Source organism: Cellulomonas hominis, from assembly GCF_014201095.1.
In the GTDB taxonomy this organism is placed as follows: Bacteria; Actinomycetota; Actinomycetes; order Actinomycetales; family Cellulomonadaceae; genus Cellulomonas; species Cellulomonas hominis.
In genome coordinates this window covers 4004398-4026210 of the sequence record NZ_JACHDN010000001.1, presented here as the reverse complement: position 1 = coordinate 4026210, position 21813 = coordinate 4004398, and the positions used below count along the sequence as shown (strand labels likewise).

At 77.1% G+C, this 21813-nt stretch carries 21 protein-coding genes and 1 riboswitch; of the genes, 1 reads left to right on the top strand and 20 read right to left on the bottom strand.

The features are described from left to right. Window positions 1-114: 114 nt before the first annotated feature. The 8 genes from HNR08_RS18980 to HNR08_RS18945 form a co-directional block, all read right to left on the bottom strand. Window positions 115-1674, bottom strand: a complete 1560-nt coding sequence (locus HNR08_RS18980) for an amidohydrolase (RefSeq protein WP_146838384.1) — start codon at window positions 1672-1674, stop codon at window positions 115-117. A 45-nt stretch (window positions 1675-1719) separates the two neighbouring features. Beyond that, the gene (locus HNR08_RS18975; protein WP_146838382.1) at window positions 1720-4596 is read right to left on the bottom strand and encodes a DEAD/DEAH box helicase; all 2877 of its coding nucleotides are present in this window, start codon (window positions 4594-4596) and stop codon (window positions 1720-1722) included. A 9-nt stretch (window positions 4597-4605) separates the two neighbouring features. Continuing rightward, on the bottom strand, window positions 4606-5532 hold the full coding sequence (locus HNR08_RS18970; protein WP_146838380.1) for a diacylglycerol/lipid kinase family protein: 927 nt from the start codon (window positions 5530-5532) through the stop codon (window positions 4606-4608). Continuing rightward, entirely contained in the window at window positions 5529-6326 is a 798-nt protein-coding gene (gene tatC, locus HNR08_RS18965) for a twin-arginine translocase subunit TatC (protein ID WP_307724260.1), read from the bottom strand. The genes HNR08_RS18970 and tatC overlap by 4 nt, the downstream gene beginning before the upstream one ends. A gap of 7 nt (window positions 6327-6333) precedes the next feature. Then, entirely contained in the window at window positions 6334-6627 is a 294-nt protein-coding gene (locus HNR08_RS18960; protein ID WP_146838378.1) for a twin-arginine translocase TatA/TatE family subunit, read from the bottom strand. 90 nt (window positions 6628-6717) lie between these two features. Beyond that, window positions 6718-7059, bottom strand: a complete 342-nt coding sequence (locus tag HNR08_RS18955; RefSeq protein WP_146838376.1) for a hypothetical protein — start codon at window positions 7057-7059, stop codon at window positions 6718-6720. Window positions 7060-7064: 5 nt separating this feature from the next. Further along, window positions 7065-8060 (bottom strand): helix-turn-helix transcriptional regulator, encoded by a 996-nt coding sequence (locus HNR08_RS18950; protein WP_146838374.1) that lies wholly within the window; start codon window positions 8058-8060, stop codon window positions 7065-7067. Beyond that, window positions 8053-9075, bottom strand: coding sequence for a helix-turn-helix transcriptional regulator (locus HNR08_RS18945; RefSeq protein WP_146838372.1), 1023 nt, complete (start codon window positions 9073-9075; stop codon window positions 8053-8055). The genes HNR08_RS18950 and HNR08_RS18945 overlap by 8 nt, the downstream gene beginning before the upstream one ends. 34 nt (window positions 9076-9109) lie before the next feature. Here HNR08_RS18945 and HNR08_RS18940 point away from each other — a divergent pair, with 34 nt between their 5' ends. Continuing rightward, on the top strand, window positions 9110-10327 hold the full coding sequence (locus tag HNR08_RS18940) for a DUF3866 family protein (protein WP_146838370.1): 1218 nt from the start codon (window positions 9110-9112) through the stop codon (window positions 10325-10327). 12 nt (window positions 10328-10339) lie between these two features. Here the strand turns inward: HNR08_RS18940 and HNR08_RS18935 are convergent, their stop codons facing one another. The 12 genes from HNR08_RS18935 to HNR08_RS18880 form a co-directional block, all read right to left on the bottom strand. Then, window positions 10340-10831, bottom strand: coding sequence for a PH domain-containing protein (locus HNR08_RS18935; protein WP_246803086.1), 492 nt, complete (start codon window positions 10829-10831; stop codon window positions 10340-10342). Window positions 10832-10841: 10 nt separating this feature from the next. After that, window positions 10842-11690 (bottom strand): ATP phosphoribosyltransferase, encoded by an 849-nt coding sequence (gene hisG / locus HNR08_RS18930; protein WP_146838368.1) that lies wholly within the window; start codon window positions 11688-11690, stop codon window positions 10842-10844. A gap of 29 nt (window positions 11691-11719) precedes the next feature. Further along, window positions 11720-11983 carry a phosphoribosyl-ATP diphosphatase gene (locus HNR08_RS18925; protein ID WP_146838366.1) on the bottom strand — a complete coding sequence of 88 codons (264 nt, stop codon included), beginning with the start codon at window positions 11981-11983 and terminating at the stop codon, window positions 11720-11722. Between the two features lie 59 nt (window positions 11984-12042). Next, the gene (gene pnuC / locus HNR08_RS18920) at window positions 12043-12741 is read right to left on the bottom strand and encodes a nicotinamide riboside transporter PnuC (RefSeq protein WP_146838364.1); all 699 of its coding nucleotides are present in this window, start codon (window positions 12739-12741) and stop codon (window positions 12043-12045) included. After that, window positions 12738-13208: a 6,7-dimethyl-8-ribityllumazine synthase gene (gene ribH / locus HNR08_RS18915; protein WP_146838362.1), complete on the bottom strand. Its 471-nt coding sequence runs from the start codon at window positions 13206-13208 to the stop codon at window positions 12738-12740. Before ribH ends, pnuC begins: the two co-directional genes overlap by 4 nt. Continuing rightward, window positions 13205-14488, bottom strand: a complete 1284-nt coding sequence (gene ribB, locus HNR08_RS18910; protein WP_146838360.1) for a 3,4-dihydroxy-2-butanone-4-phosphate synthase — start codon at window positions 14486-14488, stop codon at window positions 13205-13207. Before ribB ends, ribH begins: the two co-directional genes overlap by 4 nt. Beyond that, window positions 14485-15105, bottom strand: coding sequence for a riboflavin synthase (locus tag HNR08_RS18905; RefSeq protein WP_146838358.1), 621 nt, complete (start codon window positions 15103-15105; stop codon window positions 14485-14487). The genes ribB and HNR08_RS18905 overlap by 4 nt, the downstream gene beginning before the upstream one ends. Further along, on the bottom strand, window positions 15105-16106 hold the full coding sequence (gene ribD / locus HNR08_RS18900; protein ID WP_183835399.1) for a bifunctional diaminohydroxyphosphoribosylaminopyrimidine deaminase/5-amino-6-(5-phosphoribosylamino)uracil reductase RibD: 1002 nt from the start codon (window positions 16104-16106) through the stop codon (window positions 15105-15107). Before ribD ends, HNR08_RS18905 begins: the two co-directional genes overlap by 1 nt. Before the next feature lie 144 nt (window positions 16107-16250). Further along, a riboswitch (FMN riboswitch) is annotated at window positions 16251-16382 on the bottom strand. A gap of 112 nt (window positions 16383-16494) precedes the next feature. Then, the gene (gene rpe / locus HNR08_RS18895) at window positions 16495-17163 is read right to left on the bottom strand and encodes a ribulose-phosphate 3-epimerase (protein ID WP_146840905.1); all 669 of its coding nucleotides are present in this window, start codon (window positions 17161-17163) and stop codon (window positions 16495-16497) included. Window positions 17164-17200: 37 nt separating this feature from the next. Continuing rightward, the gene (locus tag HNR08_RS18890; RefSeq protein ID WP_146840904.1) at window positions 17201-18877 is read right to left on the bottom strand and encodes an RsmB/NOP family class I SAM-dependent RNA methyltransferase; all 1677 of its coding nucleotides are present in this window, start codon (window positions 18875-18877) and stop codon (window positions 17201-17203) included. Then, window positions 18874-19818, bottom strand: coding sequence for a methionyl-tRNA formyltransferase (fmt, locus tag HNR08_RS18885; RefSeq protein ID WP_183835208.1), 945 nt, complete (start codon window positions 19816-19818; stop codon window positions 18874-18876). The genes HNR08_RS18890 and fmt overlap by 4 nt, the downstream gene beginning before the upstream one ends. A gap of 161 nt (window positions 19819-19979) precedes the next feature. Continuing rightward, complete coding sequence (locus HNR08_RS18880) at window positions 19980-21743, bottom strand: HNH endonuclease signature motif containing protein (protein WP_146832060.1); 1764 nt, start codon at window positions 21741-21743, stop codon at window positions 19980-19982. Between the last annotated feature and the right edge of the window lie 70 nt (window positions 21744-21813).

Genomic DNA, 21813 nt, shown 5'->3' with positions numbered 1-21813 from the left:
CGCCCCGGTTTGTCCGGATCGCCAGACCGGTTCGGCGTGTCGTCCGGCGTGTCGGGAACGGCCCCGGGTGACGGGTCCGGGTGCGCCCGGGCGCGGGTTCACCCGTCCGCCGGATCACCCGAGGGCGTCGTGCAGGACCACCCCGGCGCGGACGGTCCGGAGGCAGTCCGGCGCCGGGTCGCCGGGGTCCAGCGCCGGCAGCCCCGCGCTCCCCCAGACCGCCAGGTCGGCCGGCGCCCCGACGCGCAGCAGCCCCGCGTCCGGCTCGGTCGAACCGGCCGCGAGCCACCCGCCGCGCGCGTGCGCCGCGAGGGCCGCGGCGACCGGCAGCCGCTGGTCGGCGGTCCGGTGCCGCGCCGCGGCGCGCACCGCGCCCCAGGGGTCGAACGGGGTCACCGGGCTGTCCGAGCCGAACGCCAGCGGCACGCCCGCGGCGCGCAGGTCGGCCAGCGGGTGCAGCGACGCGGCCCGGCCCGCGCCCAGCCGCGCGGCGTACAGGCCGCCGTCGCCGCCCCAGGCCGCGTCGAACGCCGGCTGCGCGGAGACGGTGAGCCCGAGCAGCACCAGAGTGGCCAGGGCGGGCGCGTCCAGCATCGAGGCGTGCTCGAGCCGGTGCCCCGCGCGGCGCACCCCCTCGACGCCCTCGACCTCGGCCGCCGCCCGGAACCCGAGCAGCACCTCGTCCATCGCGCGGTCGCCGATGACGTGGAACGCCGCCTGGACCCCCGCGCGGGTGACCGCGGCGACGTGGTTGCTCACCTGCTCGGCGGTGAGGTCCAGCTGCCCGGCGTCCCCGGGCGCGTCGGCGTACGGGGCCCGCAGCGCCGCGGTGCGGCTGCCCAGCGACCCGTCGACGGCCAGGTCGCCGCCGATCCCGGTCAGGCCCGGCACGGCCGCCAGCAGCTCGCGGGCGTCGTCGGTGGTCTCGCAGCGCTCCGCGCGGTACCCGACGACGAGCGGCAGGCCCGAGGCGGGGTCGGCCGTGCGCGCCAGCAGGTCCGCCAGCCCCACGCGCGTGTCGGCGTGCGGGACGCTCTGCTCGTGCAGGGCCACGATCCCGGCCCGCGCCGCGGCGGCCAGCGCCCGCTCGTCGAGCTCGGCCCGCCGCGCGCCGGCGGCCTCGCGCACCGCGGTCCGCGCCGCCGCGTGGGCCTCGCCGGTGACCTGCCCGTCCTCGTGCCAGCCGGGCAGCGCGGGCAGGCCGAGCACCTGGGCGAACGACGTCGAGACCACCCCGGAGTGCAGGTCCACCCGTCCGAGGTACACCGGCGCGCCCCCGGCGGCGGCGTCGACCTCCGCGCGTGTCGGCGCCCGGCCCTCGTCCCAGGCGTGCTCGTCCCAGCCGTACCCGGTCAGCGGCGCCCCGTCGGACGCGAGCCGCCGCCCGAGCGGCCCGTCCACGGCGTCCCGGACGGCCGCCAGCACGTCGTCCACCCGGCGCGCCCCGGACAGGTCCAGCGCGTCCAGCCGCAGGCCCGTGTCCAGCACGTGCGCGTGCGCGTCGACGAATCCGGGCGTGACCAGCGCGCCGCCGAGCTCGACGACCTCATCCGCCTCCGGCGCGTCCGCCGCGGCCCCGACCCACGCGAACCTGCCGTCGGCCACGAGCAGGGCGGTGGCGGCGGGCACGTCGGGCGTCAGCACCGTGCCGCCCCGGTAGAGCGTCGAGGTCACGGACGGACAGTAGCCTCCCGTGCGCGCAACCGCCGATCGGGTCCGTCATGTCCCCGCGTACGCGACGACCCCGCGGCGCACCGCCCCCACGGCCTTGTGCGCCGTCTCGCGCAGCCGCGCGTCCGGGGCGGCCTTCGCCACCTGGTCCAGCACGTCGATCACCTGCTTGCACCACCGGACGAAGTCGCCGGCGGCGATGTCCGCGTCCCGCAGCACCGCGTCGAGCCCGCGCCCGGCCGCCCAGCGGTGCACCGGGGTCACGAGCCCGAGGTCGAGCGGCTGCACGGTCTCCAGCCGGTGCGCGGTCTCGAGGTCGTCGAGCTCCGACCAGATCCGGGTGGTGGCGTCCAGCGCGACACCGAGGCGGCCCGCCGGCCCGCCCGGCACCGACGGGTTGCGGTCCCGGTCGTCCCGGCGCGCGGAGTACACGACCGCCGACACCGCCGCCGCCAGCCCCGGCACGTCCAGGTCCTCCCACGCCCCGCGGCGCAGGCACTCGGCCAGCAGCAGGTCGTTCTCGGCGTACAGCCGGCGCAGCCACTGGCCGTCCTCGGTCACGCGGGTGTCCCCGTCGCGCCGCGCGAGGTACCCGAGCTGGTCCAGCACGTCGCAGATCCGGTCGAACACCGTGGCGATCGAGCCGGTGCGGCCCTCGATGCGGCGGACCAGCGCGCGGTGCTCCCCCTCAAGCCGCTGCCAGCGCTCCGCCCACCGGGCGTGCTCCTCGCGGTCCGGGCAGGCGTGGCAGGGGTGCGCGCGCAGCCGGCGGCGCAGCGCGGCGATCGCCTCGTCCTCGTCCTGCGCGACGGCCTTGCCCCGCCGGCGGGACGGGGCCGCGCCGCTGACCTTCCCGGCCGCGATCTCGGCCCGCAGCGCCGCCGCGAGGTCCCGCCGGTGCGAGGCGGCGCGCGCCGAGAAGCCCTTCGGCACCCGCAGCCGCCCGACGGTCCGCACGCCGTCGCCGACCTCCTGCACCGACAGCCGGCGCACCTCGCGCTCCGTGGTGAGCACCAGCGGGCGCGCGCCCTCGAACCCGCCCGCGGACCCCGGCTCGACGACGACGGCGTGCGTCGCGCGCCGCCCGCTCGGCACCGACACCACGTCCCCGACCCCCAGCCCGCTGAGGCTGCGCGCCGCCTGCTCCCGCCGCGCCGCCGCGTTCGCCCGGTGCACGCCCTTCTCCCGGTCCCCGATCTCCCGGCGCAGCGACCAGTACTCCCGGAAGTCCCCGAGATGGCAGGACATCGCCTCCGCGTAGCCCTCCAGGGCCTCCGCGTGGCTCTGCGCCTGCCGGGCCAGCCCGACGACGCCGCGGTCCGCCTGGAACTGCGCGAACGACGTCTCCAGCACCTCGCGCGCCCGGACCCTCCCGACCTGCGCCACCAGGTTGACCGCCATGTTGTACGTCGGCCGGAACGCCGACCGCAGGGGGTACAGCCGCTTCGACGCCAGGCCGGCCAGCGCCATCGGGTCCAGGTCGCCCCGCCCGACGACGACCGCGTGCCCCTCGGTGTCGATGCCGCGCCGCCCGGCCCGCCCGGTGAGCTGCGTGTACTCCCCCGGCGTGATGTCGACGTGGTGCGAGCCGTCCCACTTGACCAGCTTCTCCAGCACCACGGACCGCGCGGGCATGTTGATGCCCAGGGCCAGCGTCTCGGTCGCGAAGACGACCTTGACCAGGCCGCGGACGAACGCCTCCTCGACCGTCTCCTTGAACGCCGGCAGCATCCCGGCGTGGTGCGCCGCGACGCCGCGGACGAGGGCGTCCACGAAGCCCCAGTACCCGACGACGTCCAGGTCCTCCTGCGGGATGGACGCGCACCGGGACTCGGCGATCAGCCGGATCTCCTCCTGCTCGGCCGGCGACGTCAGCCGCAGCCCGCCCGCGAGGCACTGGGCGACCGCGGCGTCGCACCCCGCCCGGGAGAAGATGAACACGATCGCGGGCAGCAGCCCCGCCTCGTCGAGCACGTCGACCATGACCGGCCGCGGCACGGGCCGCGGCCCACCGCCGCCCGGCCCGCCCGGCCCGCCCGGTCCCCCGCCGGGACCGCCGTCGCGGCGCCGGCCGCCCGGGCCCCGGAACCCGCGGTCCCCCGCGCCCCGGCGCCCCCGGTGCGGGCCGTCGCCGGACCGCTCGGCGCGGCGCAGCAGGTGCGCGAGCTCGGGGTTGATCGGCGGGTTCGCGCCCGGCGCCGTGGGGTCCACGTGCCCCGCGTAGAGGTCCAGCAGGTCGTCGCGCACCAGCACGTGCTGGCCGAGCGGGACGGGCCGGTGCTCGCTGACCACGACCGCGGTGTCCCCGCGCACGGTGCGCAGCCAGTCGCCGAACTCCTCGGCGTTCGACACGGTGGCGGACAGCGACACCAGCTGCACGTCGTCGGGCAGGTGGATGATCACCTCCTCCCACACCGGGCCGCGGAACCGGTCGGCGAGGTAGTGCACCTCGTCCATGACCACGTACCCGAGGCCGTCGAGCGTGCTGGACCCGGCGTAGAGCATGTTGCGCAGCACCTCGGTGGTCATCACGACCACGGGCGCCTCGCCGTTCTGGGTGGTGTCGCCGGTCAGCAGTCCGACCTGGCCGGCGCCGTAGCGGCGGACCAGGTCGTTGTACTTCTGGTTCGACAGCGCCTTGATCGGCGTCGTGTAGAACGCCTTGCGGCTGGTGGCGAGGGCCAGGTGCACGGCGAACTCGCCGACCACGGTCTTGCCGGCACCGGTCGGGGCGGCGACCAGCACGCCGCTGCCGTGCTCCACCGCCTCGCAGGCCTCCGCCTGGAAGTCGTCGAGGGGGAAGTCCAGCAGCGCCCGGAACCGGGCGAGCTCGGTGCGCTCCGCCTGGGCCCGCCGCCGGGCCGCGGCGTAGCGCTCGGCCGGGGACAGCTCCTCGGGGTCGCGGGTCGTGTCGCGTCGTGCCACGTGCACACCCTAGGTCGGGTGCGGGGCGAGCACCCGGACAGCGCCGGGGTGGACCTCGGCGACCAGCGGCAGGGGGCCGATCCGCTCGCCGTCGGCGTGCGCCTCGGGCGGGGTCCGGCCCAGGTGCCCGGCGGGCTCGACGAGGACCTTCCGGCTGCGGATCACCTGGACCTGCGGGTGCCGCACGTGCCGGCCCACGTACATGCCGGGGAAGATCCGCACCACCCCGGCCCTCGTGAAGGGCCCCGCGACGACGACGTCCAGCAGCCCGTCGTCCAGCCGCGCGTCCGGCGCGACCCGGATGCCGCCGCCGATCCAGGGCCCGTTCGCGGCGACCACGACGGTCCCCGCGGACTCCCACACGCCCTCGTCCGTGGTCAGCCGGTACCCGTACGGCCGGAAGGCCCGCAGCTCCGGGACCAGCGCCCGGACGTACCGGGCCGAGCCCTTCGGCCAGGTCATCGCGTTGGCGCGGGCGTTCACCGCGGCGTCGATGCCGCAGGAGAGCGCGCCGAGGAACCACTCGCGGGCGCTGTGCCGGGGCGAGCCCACGCTCACCGCGTCGATGGCGCGCGGGCCGGTGAGCAGGGCCCGCTCGATGGCCGCGACCGACGCCGCGACGTCCCCGCGCGGCAGGTCCAGGGCGCGGGCCACGTCGTTGCCGGTCCCGCCCGCGACGATGCCGAGCGGCAGGTCGGTGTCGGCCACGACGTTCGCGCCCAGGTGCACCAGCCCGTCGCCGCCCACCACGACCAGCGCGTCCAGCCCGGCCACGGCGGCGCGCCGGGCGTGCGCGGTCGCGGTCAGCAGGTCCCGCGCCGTCAGGTCCTCCACGTGGTGCCCGCGCCGGCGCAGGGCGTCCAGCGCCGCGGCGCCCACGCCGGACCCGCGCCCGACGCCCGCCACGGGGTTGATGACCACCCCGAGGTGGCTCACCGGGTCAGGGTCCCGTCGGCGTCCGCCGTCCCGAGACGCTTGTCCACCCGCCGGTCGTGCAGCAGCGACAACCCGACCGCGGCCATGTACAGCCCGATCGTCGGCAGCGCGAGCACCATCATCGTCAGCACGTCCGGCGTCGGCGTCATCACCGCGGAGAACACGCAGGAGATGAGCACCGCCCAGCGCCAGCCCTTCAGCCAGGTCGCACCCCGCACCAGGCCGACCAGGTTGAGGCAGAACATCAGCACCGGCACCAGGAACGCGACGCCGAACGCCAGCACGAACCGCATGACGAAGCTCAGGTACGTCGAGGCGTCGATGAGGTTCGTCGCCTCCTCCGGCACGAACTCCGTCAGCACCGTCACGGCGCGCGGCAGCACGTACCAGGCGAACGCCGCGCCCGCGAGGAACATCGGCACGGCCACCCCGACGAACCCGATCGCCGACCGGCGCTCCTTGCGCGTCAGGCCCGGGGTGACGAAGGCCCAGAGCTGGTAGAGCCACCACGGGCTCGACACGAGCGCCCCGATGAACAGGGCGACCTTGAACTTCATGTCCATCGCGGAGGCCAGGCCCCCGAAGTTCACCGAGGCGACGACGTTCCGCTCGGCGGCCGCGTCGAGCAGCGGGTCCTGGAGCGCCTGGAAGGCCGGGTCGTAGACCATCCAGCCGAGCACCGCGCCGACGAGCACGCCGAGCGCGGCGAGCACCAGCCGCTTGCGCAGCTCCACCAGGTGCTCGCGCAGCGGCATCCTGCCCTCGGGGTTGGCCGAGGGGCGACGCAGTGCCACGGTGCGGTCAGGGCCTCGGGTCGGTGGAGCCCTGCTCCGTGGGGGCGGGCGCCACCGGAGCCGGGGGCGTCGCGGGGGCGGCCGGCGCGGGCGGCGCCGCGGCCGTCGGCGGGACGGTCGGCACGGCGGGCGGCGCCGGCTTGTCGTCGTCCTCGGTGAGGTCGCGGACCTCGCGCTTGAAGATCTTCAGGGACTGACCCACGCCCTTGGCGACGTCCGGGAGCCGCTTCGCCCCGAACAGCAGCAGGACGATGAGGATGAGGAACAAGATGGCGGCCGGGTGCTCGAAGAGCCTTCCCATGAGGAACTCCCAGGTGCGTCGGGGCGGTCACGAGAGTCTACCGCCGCGGTGGGGGGACGTGACGCGCACCACGTCCCACTCAGGTGGTGATCAGCGGGTGTAGGCCTTCCACGTCTCCCGGACCGCGCGGTCCCGGGCGCGCCGACGCTCCCGCCGCACGCGGGCCTGCGCGCGCACCTCGGCCCAGCGGGCGCGCGCCTGCTCCGGCTCCGGCAGCAGCACCGCCTCCCGGGCCGTCCGCGCCGCGCGCTCGGCCTCCTGCGCCTGCTCCGCCAGCGTCGAGGCGTGCTCCGCCAGCTCGCCGAGCACCTGCGACGCACGCTCCAGCTCGCGGACCAGCGCCCGGGCGCGCCGCCACAGGTCGCGGCCCAGGAAGAACGCGCCGACGAGCGTGCCGAGGACCAGCACCACCCACACGACGACCCAGACCATGCGGGTCAACCTATCCCGTCCGCGCCGGCCGGCCCGGCCAGGGGGCCGTACGCCGCCAGCGCGTCGCGGGCCCGGGCCGCGACGTCCCGGCCGACCTCCGGCGGCTGCACACCGAGCAGGTCCTCGGCGGCCTGCAGCAGCAGGTTGCGCAGGAACGCGGGCTGCGCGATCCGGACGTCCACCTCGAACGTGCCGTCCGGCAGGTTGCGCACCTCCTCCACGGGCACCGTCTCGGCGACCCAGCGGCCGGTGCTGCGCAGGTGCAGCGTGACGACGTCCCCCGCCGGGTCGGGCCGGAACTCGGCGGTCGCCCCGCGGCCCGCGCCCGGGTGGGGCTCGGCCGGCACGTCGAGCACCTCGGCGGCCAGCACGCGGTCCAGCCGGAACAGCCGCTCGTCCCCCGCGCGCAGGCACCAGGCCTGCAGGTAGGACCGCTCGTCGCTGGTCATCAGGCGCAGCGGGTCGACGTCCCGGTCGCTGGTGACGTCGGACGCGTTCACGTAGCGGATGCGGAGCCGGCGGCCGGACGCCAGCGCCGTGCGGATCGCCGCGACGACGTCGGGCCGCCCGTCCACCGCGAGCCGGACGTCCACGGCGTTCGCCGCCTCGCCGGTCGCCGCGGTGAGCTTGCCGAGCGTCGAGCGCAGCACCGCCAGGTGCTCCGCGTCCAGCGTCGGGCCGAGGTCCGCGACCATCGTGCTCAGCGCCGCCAGCAGCGTCACCGCCTCGCGGGTGCCCAGCCGCAGCGGGCGGGTCATCCCCCGCGCTTCGGTGAGCCGGATCTCGCCGCGGTCGTAGGAGTCCGCGTCGAAGTCGATGAGGTCGTGCGGGTAGTACCCGGGGGTGCCGCTCATCCAGAGCGTGTCGACGTCCGCCATCACCTGCGACGACGACACCCCGAAGTGCTCGGCCAGCTGGTCCACGGACACGCCGTCGTTCCGGTCGAGGTAGCCGATCATCCCGAGCAGCCGCAGCAGCCGCTCGCTCGCCCGCTCAGCCACGCGCGGCACCTCCCTCGGGCCCGCCGAGCCGCTCCGCGGCCCGCAGCAGGCGCAGCACGGCCGCCCGGAGCTCCGGCGGGTCGGCCACGAGGACCGCCTCCCCGTAGCCGGCGACCTCCTCGGCCAGCTCCCACGCGGCCCGGAACGGCACGCGCACCAGGTCCCGGTCCGCCACGACCGCGCGCAGGGCGGGGTCGGCGTCGTCGGGCAGCGTCGTGGCCTCGCCGCGCGCGCGGATCGCCTCGGCCCGCTCGGGGCGCAGCGCGAGCAGGGCGGTGCGCTCGGTCCGGGCGTCCCACGAGCGCAGGGCACCGGCCGTCTCCTCCGGCGTCGGCGCGTCGAACGCCCGCTCGTCCCCGACCGCCCTGACCCGGCCCTCGATCCGGCTCAGCCGGAACGACCGCGGCGCCGCCCGGTCCACGTCCCGCCCGACCAGGAACCAGCCGCCGCGCCGCGCGACGAGCCGCCACGGCTCGACCAGGCGCTCGCGCACCTCGCCGGTGTTCGCGGCCCGGTAGGTGAACCGCACCCGCTGCCGCGCCTGCACGGCGTCGAGCAGCGGCCGGAACGCGTCGCCGCCGGCCCGCACCCGTGGCGCCAGCCCGGCGGCCAGGTCCGTCGCCCCCGCGCCCGCGCCCACCGCGCGCAGCTTCGTCAGCGCGCGCGAGGTGTCCGCGCGCACCGAGCGGTCCTGCCAGAACTCCGCCGCCAAGGACAGCGCGCCGAGCTCGGCGGGGGTCAGCTCGAGCGGCGGCAGAGCGTACGCGTCCTGGTCGACGCGGTAGCCGATGTCGTCGCCGTGCCCCGCGGACGTCACCGTGGTCACCGGGATGCCCAGCTCCCGCAGCGTGTCCTTGTCGCGCTCGAACATCCGCTCGAAGGCGTCGTCGGACGCCGCCTCCCCGTAGCCCGCGACGGAGCGGCGGATCTGCTCCTTCGTCATCCGACCCGGCGTGTGCACCAGGGCGATGACGAGGTTGAGCAGCCGCTCGGCGGGCTGGATCTGTTCGGGCATCGGGGACCACCGTAGTGGCCGGTAGCGTGGTCCGGTGATCACGTGGCGCGCGGGTGTGGTGGAGTCGGTCGGCCGGTCGTGGCCCGGGGCGGTGGAGCTGACCGTCGTCGTCGCGGACGGCGTCTCCGGCCCCGACCCGGTCAGGGTGAAGGCGCTCGCCTACCCCGCCCTCGTCGGCACCCCCGAGGCCGGCGACCCCGTCCTGCTCAACGTCTCCGCCCTGGCCCGCGGGCTCGGCACCGGCGGCTACGCCCTGGTCGTCGCCCCCGGCACGCCCGGACGCCTGCCCGCCGACCCCGAGCCCGGCCCCGGCCACCTGGTCAAGGCCCGGTACACCCCGTTGCAGGCCATGGTGCTGGGCGTCGACGACCAGGAGTCCCCGCACCACGAGGTGCTGCGCGACGCCGACGACCTGGGCGGGACGCCGGTCGTCGTCGCGGACCTGCACTCCGCGCTGCCGGCCGTCGTCGCGGGGCTGCGGTACGCCGACGCGCGCCTGGCGGCGGGATCGGACCCGCTGCGCGTCGCCTACGTCATGACGGACGGCGGCGCGCTCCCCGCGTGGTTCTCCCGCGCGGTCGCGGGCCTGCGCGACGCGGGCTGGATCGCCGCCTGCCTCACCGCGGGCCAGGCGTTCGGCGGCGATCTCGAGGCCGTCACCGTGCACACCGCGCTGCTCGCCGCGCGGCACGTCGTCGGCGCGGACGTGGTCGTGGTCGCGCAGGGGCCGGGCAACCTCGGCACCGGGACCCGCTGGGGGTTCTCCGGCGTGGCCGCGGGCGAGGCCGTGAACGCCGCCGCGGTGCTCGGCGGGCGGCCCGTGGCGTCGCTGCGGGTGTCCGGCGCGGACGCGCGCGAGCGGCACCTCGGGGTGTCGCACCACTCGCTGACCGCCTACGGGCGGGTCGCGCTCGCCCCGGCGGACGTGGTGGTCCCGGTGTTCGACCCGGCCCCCGCCCCGGAGGGCGACCCGGGCGAGGCGGCGGGCCTCGCGGTGCCCGACCCGGTGGAGCACCCCGAGGCGCACCTCGCGGCGGTCGGGCGGCGGGTCGGCCAGCAGGCGCGGGCCCTGGCCACGCGGCACCGCCTCGTGGACGTCGCGGCGGGCGCGGACCTGCTCACCGCGCTCGGCGGCTCGCCGGTCCGGCTGTCCACGATGGGCCGAGGCCTGGCGCAGGACCCCGCGGCGTTCCTCGCGGCCGCGGCCGCCGGCGTGCACGCGGCCCGGCTGGCGCGCGGCGCGGCGGGCTGAGCCGGGCGCCGCTCAGTCGTCCCGGGTCGTCCGGGTCCGCGCCGCCACGAGGGTCGCCAGCCGCCGGGCCTCCCGGCGCGCCAGCTCGCCGTCGGCCCGCTGGATGCCCATGACGGCGAGCGTGTCGCCGTCGTCCAGGTCGAGCTGCACCCACGGCCGGCCCTCCCCGAACCGCACCCACACGATCTGCGCCCACGGCACCGTCCGGGTGGTCGCGAGGTTGCGCACCCGCAGCCCCTCGGGCGTCGGGGTGGCGCGCACGGTGGCCTGCCGCCAGCAGAACCAGACGATCGCGAGCCCCACCAGCCCGATGCCGGTGAGGTCGCTCGCGCTGTACCCGGCCAGGCCGGTGCCCGGCAGCAGCACGAGCAGCAGCACCGTGGCGAGCGCGACGACCACGCCGAGCACGCCCGTGACCCAGCGCGCGAACCGCGGCCGGAACACGGCGTCCAGCGCGGGCCGCCGCTCGTCGCCGGGCACCCCGCCGGTCACCCCGCCGGCCACGCTCGCCGCCTCAGAGCCGGCAGGCGTGGATCGACGTGACGAGGATCGCGCGCGCGCCGACCTCGTACAGCGCGTCCATCACCCGGTTCGTCTCGGCGCGGCGCACCATGACGCGGACCGCGGCCCAGTCGGTGTTGTGCAGCGGCGAGACCGTCGGGGACTCCAGGCCCGGCGTGACCGCCACGGCCCGGTCCACCAGGGACAGCGGCACGTCGTAGTCCATGAGGACGTACTCGCGGGCGGTCAGCACGCCCTGCAGGCGGCGGGTCAGCACGTCCAGCCCGGCGGGCTCGGCACCGTCCGCCCGGCGCACCAGCACGGCCTCGGACTGCAGGATCGGCTCGCCGAACACGTCCAGCCCCGCGGCGCGCAGCGTGGTGCCGGTCTCGACGACGTCGGCGATCACGTCCGCGACGCCCAGGCGGATCGCGGTCTCGACGGCGCCGTCCAGGCGGACGACCTCCGACGGCTCGACGCCCTGGCCGCGCAGGTACTCCGCGACCAGCACCGGGTACGAGGTGGCGACGCGGCGGCCGGCGACCTCGCGGACGTCGTTCATCGCGCCGGCCTGGGTCGCGAACCGGAAGGTCGACCGGGCGAAGCCGAGCCGCAGGTGCTCGGTCGCGGGCGAGCCGGAGTCGAGCAGCAGGTCGCGGCCGGTGATGCCGACGTCGACGGTGCCGGTGCCCACGTACACCGCGATGTCGCGGGGCCGCAGGAAGAAGAACTCGACGTCGTTGTCGGCGTCGGGCAGGACGAGCTCGCGGGAGTCGCGGCGCTGGCGGTAGCCCGCCTCGCGCAGCATCTCGGCGGCGGGCTCGGCGAGCGAGCCCTTGTTGGGGACGGCGATCCTCAGCACGGGGGTTCCTTCGGGGGGTGCGGGGCGGGTCAGAGGTGGGCGTACACGTCGTCGAGGGTCAGACCCTTCGCGACCATGAGCACCTGCAGGTGGTAGAGCAGCTGGGAGATCTCCTCCGCGGTGCGGACGTCCCCCTCGTGCTCCGCGGCCATCCAGACCTCGGCCGCCTCCTCGACGATCTTCTTGCCGATCGCGTGGACCCCCGCGTCCAGCTCCCGCACCGTCCCCGAGCCCTCGGGCCGGGTGGTCGCCTTGTCGGTGAGCTCCGCGAACAGCGTGTCGAACGTCTTCACGCCCGTCAGGGTAGACGGTCGCCGGTCCCCGGCCGCCGGGGCGCCCGCACCGCGGACGCTCACCCGGACACCCCGGCCGCCGCGGTCACCTGCTGCGGCTCGGCGCGGTCCCGGGCGCGCCACCAGACGACGAACCCGGACACCACGACGCCGGCGTACACGAGGTACAGCACGGCCGACGGGTAATACCCGGCGCTCAGCAGCAGCGGCACGCCGACGGCGTCCACGGCGATCCAGATCAGCCAGAACTCGATCCAGCCGCGCGCCATGCCGTACGTGGCCAGCAGCGAGCCGACGAAGATCCACGCGTCCGCCCACGGCCCCCACGAGCCCAGCGCCTCGAAGACCCTCGCGCACACGACCGTCCCGACGACGCCGATCAACAGGATCTGCACCCAGCCGGACCACCCCGCCCAGCGCGGCACGACCGCCGGCGCGTCCGGGGTGCCCGCGTCGCGGGCGGCGCGGCGGGCCTGGGACCAGCGGACCCAGCCGTACACCGCGACCGCCACGAAGAACACCTGCCGGCCGGCCTGCCCGTACAGGTCGCGGTCCTGCGGGGTGTGGAAGACGCCGCCGAGGAACACCGTGAACAGCAGGACGTTGCCGACGATGCCGACCGGCCACGCCCACACGCGCCGCCGCAGCCCGCCCAGCGCGGACGCGAGTCCGAACAGGTTGCCGACGACCTCCCGCCACAGCACCGCGTGGCCGGCGACGACGAGCTGCGCGTCGAACAGCCAGGACAGGACGTTCACAGGTCGCGCAGCGCCACGACGGTGGCCACGGCGGCCTCGGCGGCCTCCGCCCCCTTGTCCTCGTGCGAGCCCGGCAGGCCGGCTCGGTCGAGGGCCTGGGCCTCGTCGTCGCACGTGAGGACGCCGAAGCCGACCGGGACACCGGTGCTCACGGCCACGTCGGTCAGCCCGACGGTCGCGGCCTGGCACACGTAGTCGAAGTGCGGGGTGCCGCCGCGGATGACGACGCCGAGCGCCACCACCGCGTCCACCGCGCCGCTGCGGGCGAGCCGGGCCGCCGCGACCGGCAGCTCGAACGTGCCGGGCACCCGCACCTCGCGGACCTCCGTCACGTGCACGTCGGCCAGCGCCCGGCGGGCCCCGGCCAGCAGCCCGTCCATGACCGTGGTGTGCCAGCTCGCCGCGACGACGGCGACGCGCAGGCCGCTCCCGTCCGTGCTGATCGCGGGTGCGCCGCTGCCGCTCATCGTGCGTCCTCCTTGTTCATGAGGCCGGGGAGCAGGTGCCCCATGGCCCGGGCCTTCGTCCGCAGGTAGGCCTCGTTGTGCGGGGTGCGCCCGACCTCGATGCCGCGCACCTCGGCGACCTCGATGCCGTGCGCGGACAGCCCCGCCACCTTGGCCGGGTTGTTCGTCAGCAGGGTGATCCGCCGGGCGCCGAGGTCCTCGAGGATCGCCGCGGCGGCCCCGTACTCGCGCCGGTCCGCGGGCCAGCCGAGGTCGATGTTCGCCTCGACCGTGTCCCGGCCCTGGTCCTGCAGCGCGTACGCGCCGATCTTCGCCAGCAGGCCGATCCCCCGGCCCTCGTGCCCGCGCAGGTAGACCACCGCGCCGCCGTGCGCGGCCGCGAGCTGCAGGGCGGTGTCGAGCTGCGCGCCGCAGTCGCACCGCGCCGAGCCGAACGCGTCGCCGGTCAGGCACTCGGAGTGCACCCGCACGACCGGCTGCTCCGCGAGCCCTCCCGCGGCGACGAGCGCGAGGTGGTCGGCGCCGGTGCGCTGGTCCCGGTAGGCGTGCACGGTGAAGTCGCCGTGCTTCGTCGGCAGGTGCGCGCTGTGGGCGCGGTGCACGCGGCGGACCGTGTCCGCCGGGGGCGTCGCATCCGGGGCCGGCTCGGCCGGCAGGTCGCCCTGCGCGGTCCGCCACGCGATGAGGTCGGAGATCGTCAGCACCACGAGCCCGTGCTCGCGGGCCAGCGCCGCGGTCTGCGGCAGCCGCATCATCGTGCCGTCGTCGTTCACCAGCTCGGCGATCGCCGCGACCGGCTCGAGCCCGGCGAGCCGGCACAGGTCCACCGCCGCCTCGGTGTGCCCGGCGCGGTGCAGCACCCCGCCGGGGACCGCGCGCAGCGGCAGCACGTGGCCGGGGCGGATGAGGTCCTCGACGCCCGACGCGGGGTCGGCGAGGACGTGCAGCGTCCGGGTGCGGTCAGCCGCGGAGATGCCGGTGCCGACCCCGTGCGCCGCGTCCACCGTCACCGTGTAGGCGGTGCGCCGCGGGTCCTGGCTGTGCGGCACCATCAGCGGCAGGTCCAGGGCGTCGGCGCGCGCGCCCGTCATCGGCGCGCACAGGTAGCCGGACGAGTGCCGGATGGTCCACGCCACCCAGTCCGGGGTCGCGCGGTCCGCGGCGAGGATGACGTCCGCCTCGTTCTCCCGGTCCGGGGAGTCGGCGACGAGGACGGGCCGCCCCGCGCGCAGCTCCGCCAGCGCCTGCTCGACCGTGCCCAGCACGATGTCGTCGGTCATCGGACCCCTCCCGTCGCGAGCAGCCGCTCCACGTACTTCGCCAGGACGTCGACCTCGAGGTTCACCCGGGTGCCGACCGCCGCGCCGCCCAGCGTGGTGGCCGCCAGCGTCGTGGGGATCAGCGAGACGCCGAACCAGTCGTCCCCGACCGCGGTCACCGTCAGCGACACCCCCGCGACCGCGACCGAGCCCTTCTCGGCCACGTACCGGGCGAGCCCCGGGTCCAGCGCGACCTCCACCTCGTCCCAGCGCGGCCCGGGCGTCCGCCGGCGCACCGTGCCGACCCCGTCCACGTGCCCCTGCACGACGTGGCCGCCGAGCCGGGCGTCCGCGCGCACCGCGCGCTCGAGGTTGACCGGCGCGCCCGGGCCCAGGTCGCCCAGGGCCGTGCGGCGCAGCGACTCCGGCATGACGTCGACGGCGAACGTGCCGTCACCCGGCAGGTCGGCCACGGTCAGGCACACGCCGGAGACCGCGATCGAGTCGCCGAGCCCCGCGTCCGAGACGACCAGCGGACCGCGGACGACCAACCGGGCGTCGCCCGGGGACCCGTCCGTGCCGGGCGTCAGGTCGAGCGCCACGACGGTGCCGACCTCCTCCACGATGCCGGTGAACATCAGCTCTCCTCCTCGGTGTCGGCCACGACGAGCACGTCGGGGCCCAGCGGCAGCACCGCGCGGGGGTGCAGCCGGACGGCGTCGGCGATCGTCCCGACGCCCAGGTCCGCCACGGCGGGGCGGCCGGCGCCGAGCAGCACCGGCGCGACGTAGGCGTGCACCTCGTCGACCACCCCGGCGCGCAGGAACGCGGCGGCCAGCGTCGGGCCGCCCTCCACCAGCACGTGCCGGACCTCCCGCTCGTGCAGCGCGGCCAGGACGGCGCGGGGGTCGCGGGTGCGCAGGTGCAGCACCTCGCCGCCCGGGCCGGCCAGGCGGCCGCCCGCGGGCAGGTCCCGGGTGCCGACGACGACCCGCAGCGGCTGGTGCACCGCGAGCGACCCGTCCGGCGTGCGCGCGGTGAGGGCCGGGTCGTCGGCCAGTGCGGTTCCCGTCCCGACGACGAGCGCGTCGACCTCCGCGCGCAGGGCGTGCGCGTGCGCGCGGGCCTGCGGGGACGTGATCCACCGGCTCGTCCCGTCGGCGGCGGCCACCCGGCCGTCCAGGGTGCTCGCGGTCTTCAGCGTGACGTACGGCCGGCCCCGGCCGACGGCGCGCAGCCACGGCCGCAGCAGCGCGCGGGCGGCATCCTCCTCGACGCCGGCCGTGACGTCGACACCGGCGGCGCGCAGCCGGGCGGCGCCGCCGACGGCGAGGGGGTTCGGATCGGCGACGGCGTGCACGACGCGCGCGACCCCGGCGTCCAGCAGCGCGACGGAGCACGGCCCGGTGCGCCCCGTGTGGTCGCAGGGCTCCAGCGTGACGACGGCGGTCGCGCCCCGGACGTCCGCGCCACGCCCCCGGGCGTCGGACAGCGCGGCGACCTCGGCGTGCGGGGTGCCCGCGCCGCGGTGCCAGCCCTCCCCGAGCACGGCGCCGTCCGGGGCGAGCAGCACGCAGCCGACGCGGGGGTTCGGGCCGTGCGCGGGTCCGCGGCGCGCGAGGTCCAGGGCACGCCGCATCGCGTCCCGCTCGACCGTCGCGCGCACGTCCAGCGCCTCGCCGTCCACCGCCCCGCTCCCTCCGTCGCCGCTCGGGCTCCGGGGCGCGGCCGGCGCGCGGGTGCACGACGACCACGGTGCCCACGGCTCACGCCGCACGCACCGCCACGACTCCTCCCATCCGGACTTTCACCGTCGGTCCTGGAGTTCCACCAGGTCAACCGCTCGCGCCGAGGCGCTTGCGGGTCGCGGACTGTCACCGCCGGCTCGGACTTTCACCGACCCCGGAGCACGTGTGTGTGTTCTGGGCAACGATGATGCCACACCGGGCATTCCCGGCCGCGCGACGTCCGGCCCGCGGGCGCGGTCGGGAGCCCGTGGGAGCCGGCCGGAGCCGGTCGGGAGTCCGTCAGCGGCGCGCGATCGCCTCGTCCGCCAGCGCGCGCAGCGCGTCGATCTCGCCCGCCACGTCCGCCGCCCCGTAGACCGCGGACCCGGCGACGAACACGTCGGCACCGGCCGCCGCCACCGTCGCGATCGTGTCCCGGGAGACGCCGCCGTCCACCTGGATCCAGGTGTCGGCGCCCTGCTCGTCGATCGCGGCCCGCAGCCGGCGCACCTTCGGCAGCGTGCCCTCGATGAACGACTGCCCGCCGAAGCCGGGCTCGACCGTCATGACCAGCACCATGTCGAACTCGGTCAGCAGGTCCAGCAGCGGCTCCGCCGGCGTGGCCGGCCGCAGCGCGATGCCCGCCCGGGCGCCCGCCGAACGCAGCTCCCGCGCGAGGCGGACCGCCGCCTGCGCGGCCTCCGCGTGGAACGTCACCGAGGCGGCCCCCGCGCGGGCGTAGTCGACGGCCCAGCGGTCGGCGTCCTCGACCATCAGGTGCACGTCGATCGGCACCGGCGACACCTCGGCGATCCGCTTCACCACCGGCAGCCCGAGGGTCAGGTTCGGCACGAAGTGGTTGTCCATGACGTCGACGTGCGCGTAGTCGGCCCGGGCGATCCGGCCCAGGTCGCGCTCGAGGTTGGCGAAGTCGGCGGACAGGATGCTGGGGCTGATCAGAGCGGGCACGGCCCCAGCGTATCGGCGGGCGCCCGCCGGGGCAGGGTCAGGCCAGGCGGCGCAGCAGCGTGAGGTGCATCGCGTCGGTCCCGTGCGCGTGCGGCCACAGCTGGGCGTCCTCGCGCTCCGGAAGGTCCAGGCCCGGCGCGATCCCGTGCAGCACCGCAGGGGCGTCGAGCACCTCGACCTCGAGACCGGCCTTCCGGGCCGCGCGCGTCGCGTCCAGCACGGCGAGCCGCGTCTCCGCCAGCACGGGCGAGCACGTGACGTACGCGACGACGCCGCCCGGCCGCACCGCCCGCAGCGCCGAGCCGAGCAGGTCCCGCTGCAGCGCGCCGAGCTGCGCCAGGTCGGCGGGCGTGCGGCGCCAGCGCGACTCGGGCCGCCGGCGCAGCGCGCCCAGCCCGGTGCACGGCGCGTCGAGCAGCACGCGGTCGTACGCGCCCGGCTCGGCGTCCCCGACCTCGCGCCCGTCCCCGACCCGGACCTCCTCGACCGCGCCCTCCGGGGCCCCCGCGACCGCGCCGCGCACCAGCCGCGCCCGGTGCGGCTGCACCTCGTTCGCCACGAGCCGCGCCCCGCGCTCCGCGGCCAGCGCCGCCAGCAGCGCCGCCTTGCCGCCGGGCCCCGCGCACAGGTCCAGCCACCGCTCGTCCGGCCCGTCCAGCGGTGCCGCGGCCAGGGCGAGGGCGACGAGCTGGCTGCCCTCGTCCTGCACTCCCGCGCGTCCCGACCGCACCGCCGCCAGCCCTGCGGGGTCGCCGCCCCCGGCCAGCGTCACGGCGGTGGGCGCCCAGCGCCCCGGGGCGGCGTCCGGCCCCGCCTGGGCGAGCAGGTCGTCCCGGTCCGCCAGGCCCGGCCGCGCCACCAGCGACACCCGCGGCGCGTCGTTGTCGGCCGCCAGCAGCGCGCCGAGCTCGCCGGCCGTCCGGCCGTGGCCCACCAGCGCCTCGCGCAGCGCCCGCGTGACCCACGCCGGGTGGCTCTCGATCACCGAGAGCCGCGCGACCTCGTCCGTCTCCGTGGGGTCGGCCGCGTCGCCCACGAGGTCCAGCCACGCATCCAGCGGCTCCCGCGACACCGCGCGGAGCACCGCGTTCGTGAACTGCGCCGGACCCGCGCCGACGTGCTCCCGCACCAGCGCCACCGTCTCCGACACCGCCGCGTGCGGGGGCACCCGCATCCCGAGCAGCTGGTGCGCGCCCAGCCGGAGCGCGTCCAGCACCGGCGGGTCGATCCGGTCCAGCGCTCGTCCCGCGCACTGCTCGATCACCGCGTCGTACCGCCCGCGCAGCCGCAGCGTCCCGTACGCGAGCTCCGTGGCGAACCCGGCGTCCCGGCCCCGGATGCCGCGCTCGCGCAGCAGCGGCGGGAGGACGAGGTTCGCGTACGCGTCCGACTCGGCCACGGTGCGCAGCACGTCGAACGCCGCCGTCCGGGCCGGGTCGCCGGTGCGCCGCCGCTCGGCCGGCGCGGCCGCGGTGCGGGCCCGGGGACCGCGACGCCCGGTGCCGCCGCCCTGCGCGCCGCCGGACTGCCGCCGCGGACCGCCGCTCCCCCGCTCGCCACCGCGGCCGGACTCGCCGCCGCGCCCCCGCTCGCCACCGCGGCCGGACTCGCCGCCGCGCCCCCGCTCGCCACCGCGGCCGGACTCGCCGCCGCGCCCCGCACCGCCACCCGCACCGCGGCCCGCGCCGGAGCGTGACCCGTCGCCGGCGGTCACTCGCCCGCCTCCGACCCGAGCACGGTGGGCTCGGGCAGCCGCGCACCGCGCGCCCAGTCCGCCGCCGCCATCGCCTTCTTGCCCGCCGGGCGCACCTCGCCGAGTCGGACCGCGTGCGTCCCCGTGCCGACCAGCACCTCGCCGCGGCCGATCCGCACCTCGCCCGGCGCCAGCTCCGTCACCTCGGGCGCAGGGCGCACCGGCCCGAGCCCGAGCCGCGACCCGTCAGGCAGCGTGGTCCACGCCCCGGGCGCCGGGGTGCAGCCGCGGATCCGGCGGTCGACGGCCATCGCCGGGTGCTGCCAGCGCACCCGCGCGTCGTCGGTGCTCAGCCGCGGCGCGACGCTGATGCCGTCACCCGGCTGCGGCACCGGCGTGAGGATGCCCTCCTCCAGCGCGTCGAGGGTGCGGACCAGCAGCCCGGACCCGGCGTCCGCCAGCCGCCCGAGCAGGTCGCCTGCGGTGTCCGTCGGCCGGATCGTCTCGGTCAGCGTGCCGTACACCGGCCCGGTGTCCAGGCCCGCCTCGAGCCGGAACGTCGACGCCCCGGTGACCTCGTCGCCCGCGATGATCGCGTGCTGCACCGGCGCCGCGCCGCGCCAGGCCGGCAGCACCGAGAAGTGCAGGTTGACCCACCCGTGCCGCGGCAGGTCCAGCACCGCCGGCGGCACGAGGTTCCCGTACGCCACGACGGGCGCCGCATCCGGCGCGATCGCCGCGAGCCGCTCCTCGACCTCCGGGTCGCGCAGCGTGGTCGGCGTGAGCACCTCGATCCCCGCCTCGAGCGCACGCTCCTTGACCGGGCTGGGCGTGAGCGTCCGGCCGCGACCGGCACGGGCGTCGGGTCGGGTGAGGACGGCGACGACCTCGTGTCGGGAGGCGAGCAGGGCGTCGAGCGACGGCAGCGCCACCGCGGGCGTCCCGGCGAAGAGCAGGCGCATGACGACCGATCCTAGTGCCGGTCGGGAGCGGTGCCGCTGGCGCCGTGGACCTGGGCCCGCCGAACGGCAGCGAGACGGTCACAGCCAAGACCACCGCACCGCCGGCGAAGGCCACCGGTGCGACCCCGCCCCGGGGCTGCGGAGCAGGCAAGGCGGCGTCGCTAGAACGGTGGTTCGGTGTAGCGCTGGGTGGTGGTGTCGAGGGACTGCCCGGTGCCGGGGCGTACGAGGTAGCGGTGGCCGGTGGGGGTGATCCACTCGAACAGGCCGGGTGCGATCTGCCGCAGCCGGAATCCGCCGTCGGTCTTGAGGCGGTGGTGGCGCCGGCACAGGGGCCCGAGGTTCGCGGCGGAGGTGTCGCCCAGGGGTGTGCCCGGTGGGGCGCCGGGTTGCGGGTGGTAGGCGATGGTGTGGTCCAGGTCGGCCCGCCACGCGGAGGTCGAGCAGCCGGGGGCGGCGCAGGTCTTGTCGCGGACCCGGATGTGTTCGGCCAGGGCGGCCGAGGGCCGGTAGTGGGTGCGCCCGACTTCGAGGGTGACGCCGGTGTCGTCGGTGAGGATGCGTTGCCATTCGCCGTCGGCGGCGATGGCTCGGGCGGTGGCGGCGTCGAGGGGGCCGTGCCCGTCGAGGTCGGCGGGCTGGTCGTCCAGGCCCGCGAGGGTCGAGGCGGCGATCGTGATCCGGACCTGCGCGCCCGGGCGACCCGAGCACGTCGTGCACCGGCCACCCGAACCGGACGGGGCAGCGCCGGACGGGGTACCGGACGCGGCGGCGGACGCGGCGGCATGAGCGGCGGCAGGAGCGGCACCGGGAGTGGCGGCGGTCGCGGTCGCGGTGCCGGTCGTGGACGCCGCCGGGTCGGTGGCGGGCACGGGGGTGATGGTCGCGGTGGGTTCCGGCTGGACCGGGCGCGGGCGTACCGGCTGGCCGATGACCGTGACCCACGCCCCGTGCGGGCGTGCGACAGGTACGGGCGGGGCGGGCGGGTCGAGGTGCACCTCGAACGCCGGACCGCCGGCCGCCGGGACGTCCCCGACGACCAGGTCCCGCAGCCCGTCGGCGCGCAGCTGGTCCAGGGTGCGGGGGTCGCCGATCGCGCGGGCGGCGCGGGCGGCGTGCTCCAGCACCCCGTCCAACCGGAGCGCGTCCTCGTCGGGTAGCAGCACCCACAACGAGGACATCCCCTCCGCCTGCGCCCGCGGGTGCGTCACCCGCCGGGTGCAGCGGGCACGCTCACGCCGCTCGACCGCACCCGCGGGGTCGACCTCGATCAACGCCCTGTCCACCCGCTGCACCAGCTGCGCCCGCGAGCACTGGTCCGCATCCGGCAGCACCACGTCCTCCACCGCCTGGGCGACCTGGTGCGACACCTCCGCCAGACGCCCGGTCAGCACCGCGACCTTCCCCGGATCGATGTGCCCCGTCGCCAACGCCTCACCCGTGGCGGCCAGCACCCCGCCCAGCAGGCGACCATCACGCACCATCCGGTTGCACGCCGGACGCGAGTCCCGCAACCGCATCGACAGCTCATCCCCCGCCACCCCGGCCACCACCGGCGGTGGACCAGCCAACGTCGACCAGTACGGGTTCATCCCCGGACGCTCACCCAGCTCACCGGCGGCGGCCAGCATCCCGGCGTGGCAGTGCGCGACCATCCGCCGCCACGCCGCGGCGACCTCCACCACGACCGGCTCGGGCAGCACACTCAGGTCCAGACCCGTCAACCACGCGAACAGCACCGGCCCGGGCAGAGCGGCGGAGATCGCCTCGACCTGCCGCTCCTCGGCAGACCGCGGCTCCGCGCCCGCCGGCACGTCGCGGTCCGGACCGTAGTGCGTCGAGCACACCCCGTCGTCGTCGTAGACCGGCAGCACCACGGGCGCGGTCTCCGCCGCGTCCTCGAGGTGTTCCTGCTGGTCAGCCATACCGAAACGCTACCGACCACCACCCGCACCCGACCCGCCCCGAGCACCAACCTGGGGACCACGCACACCC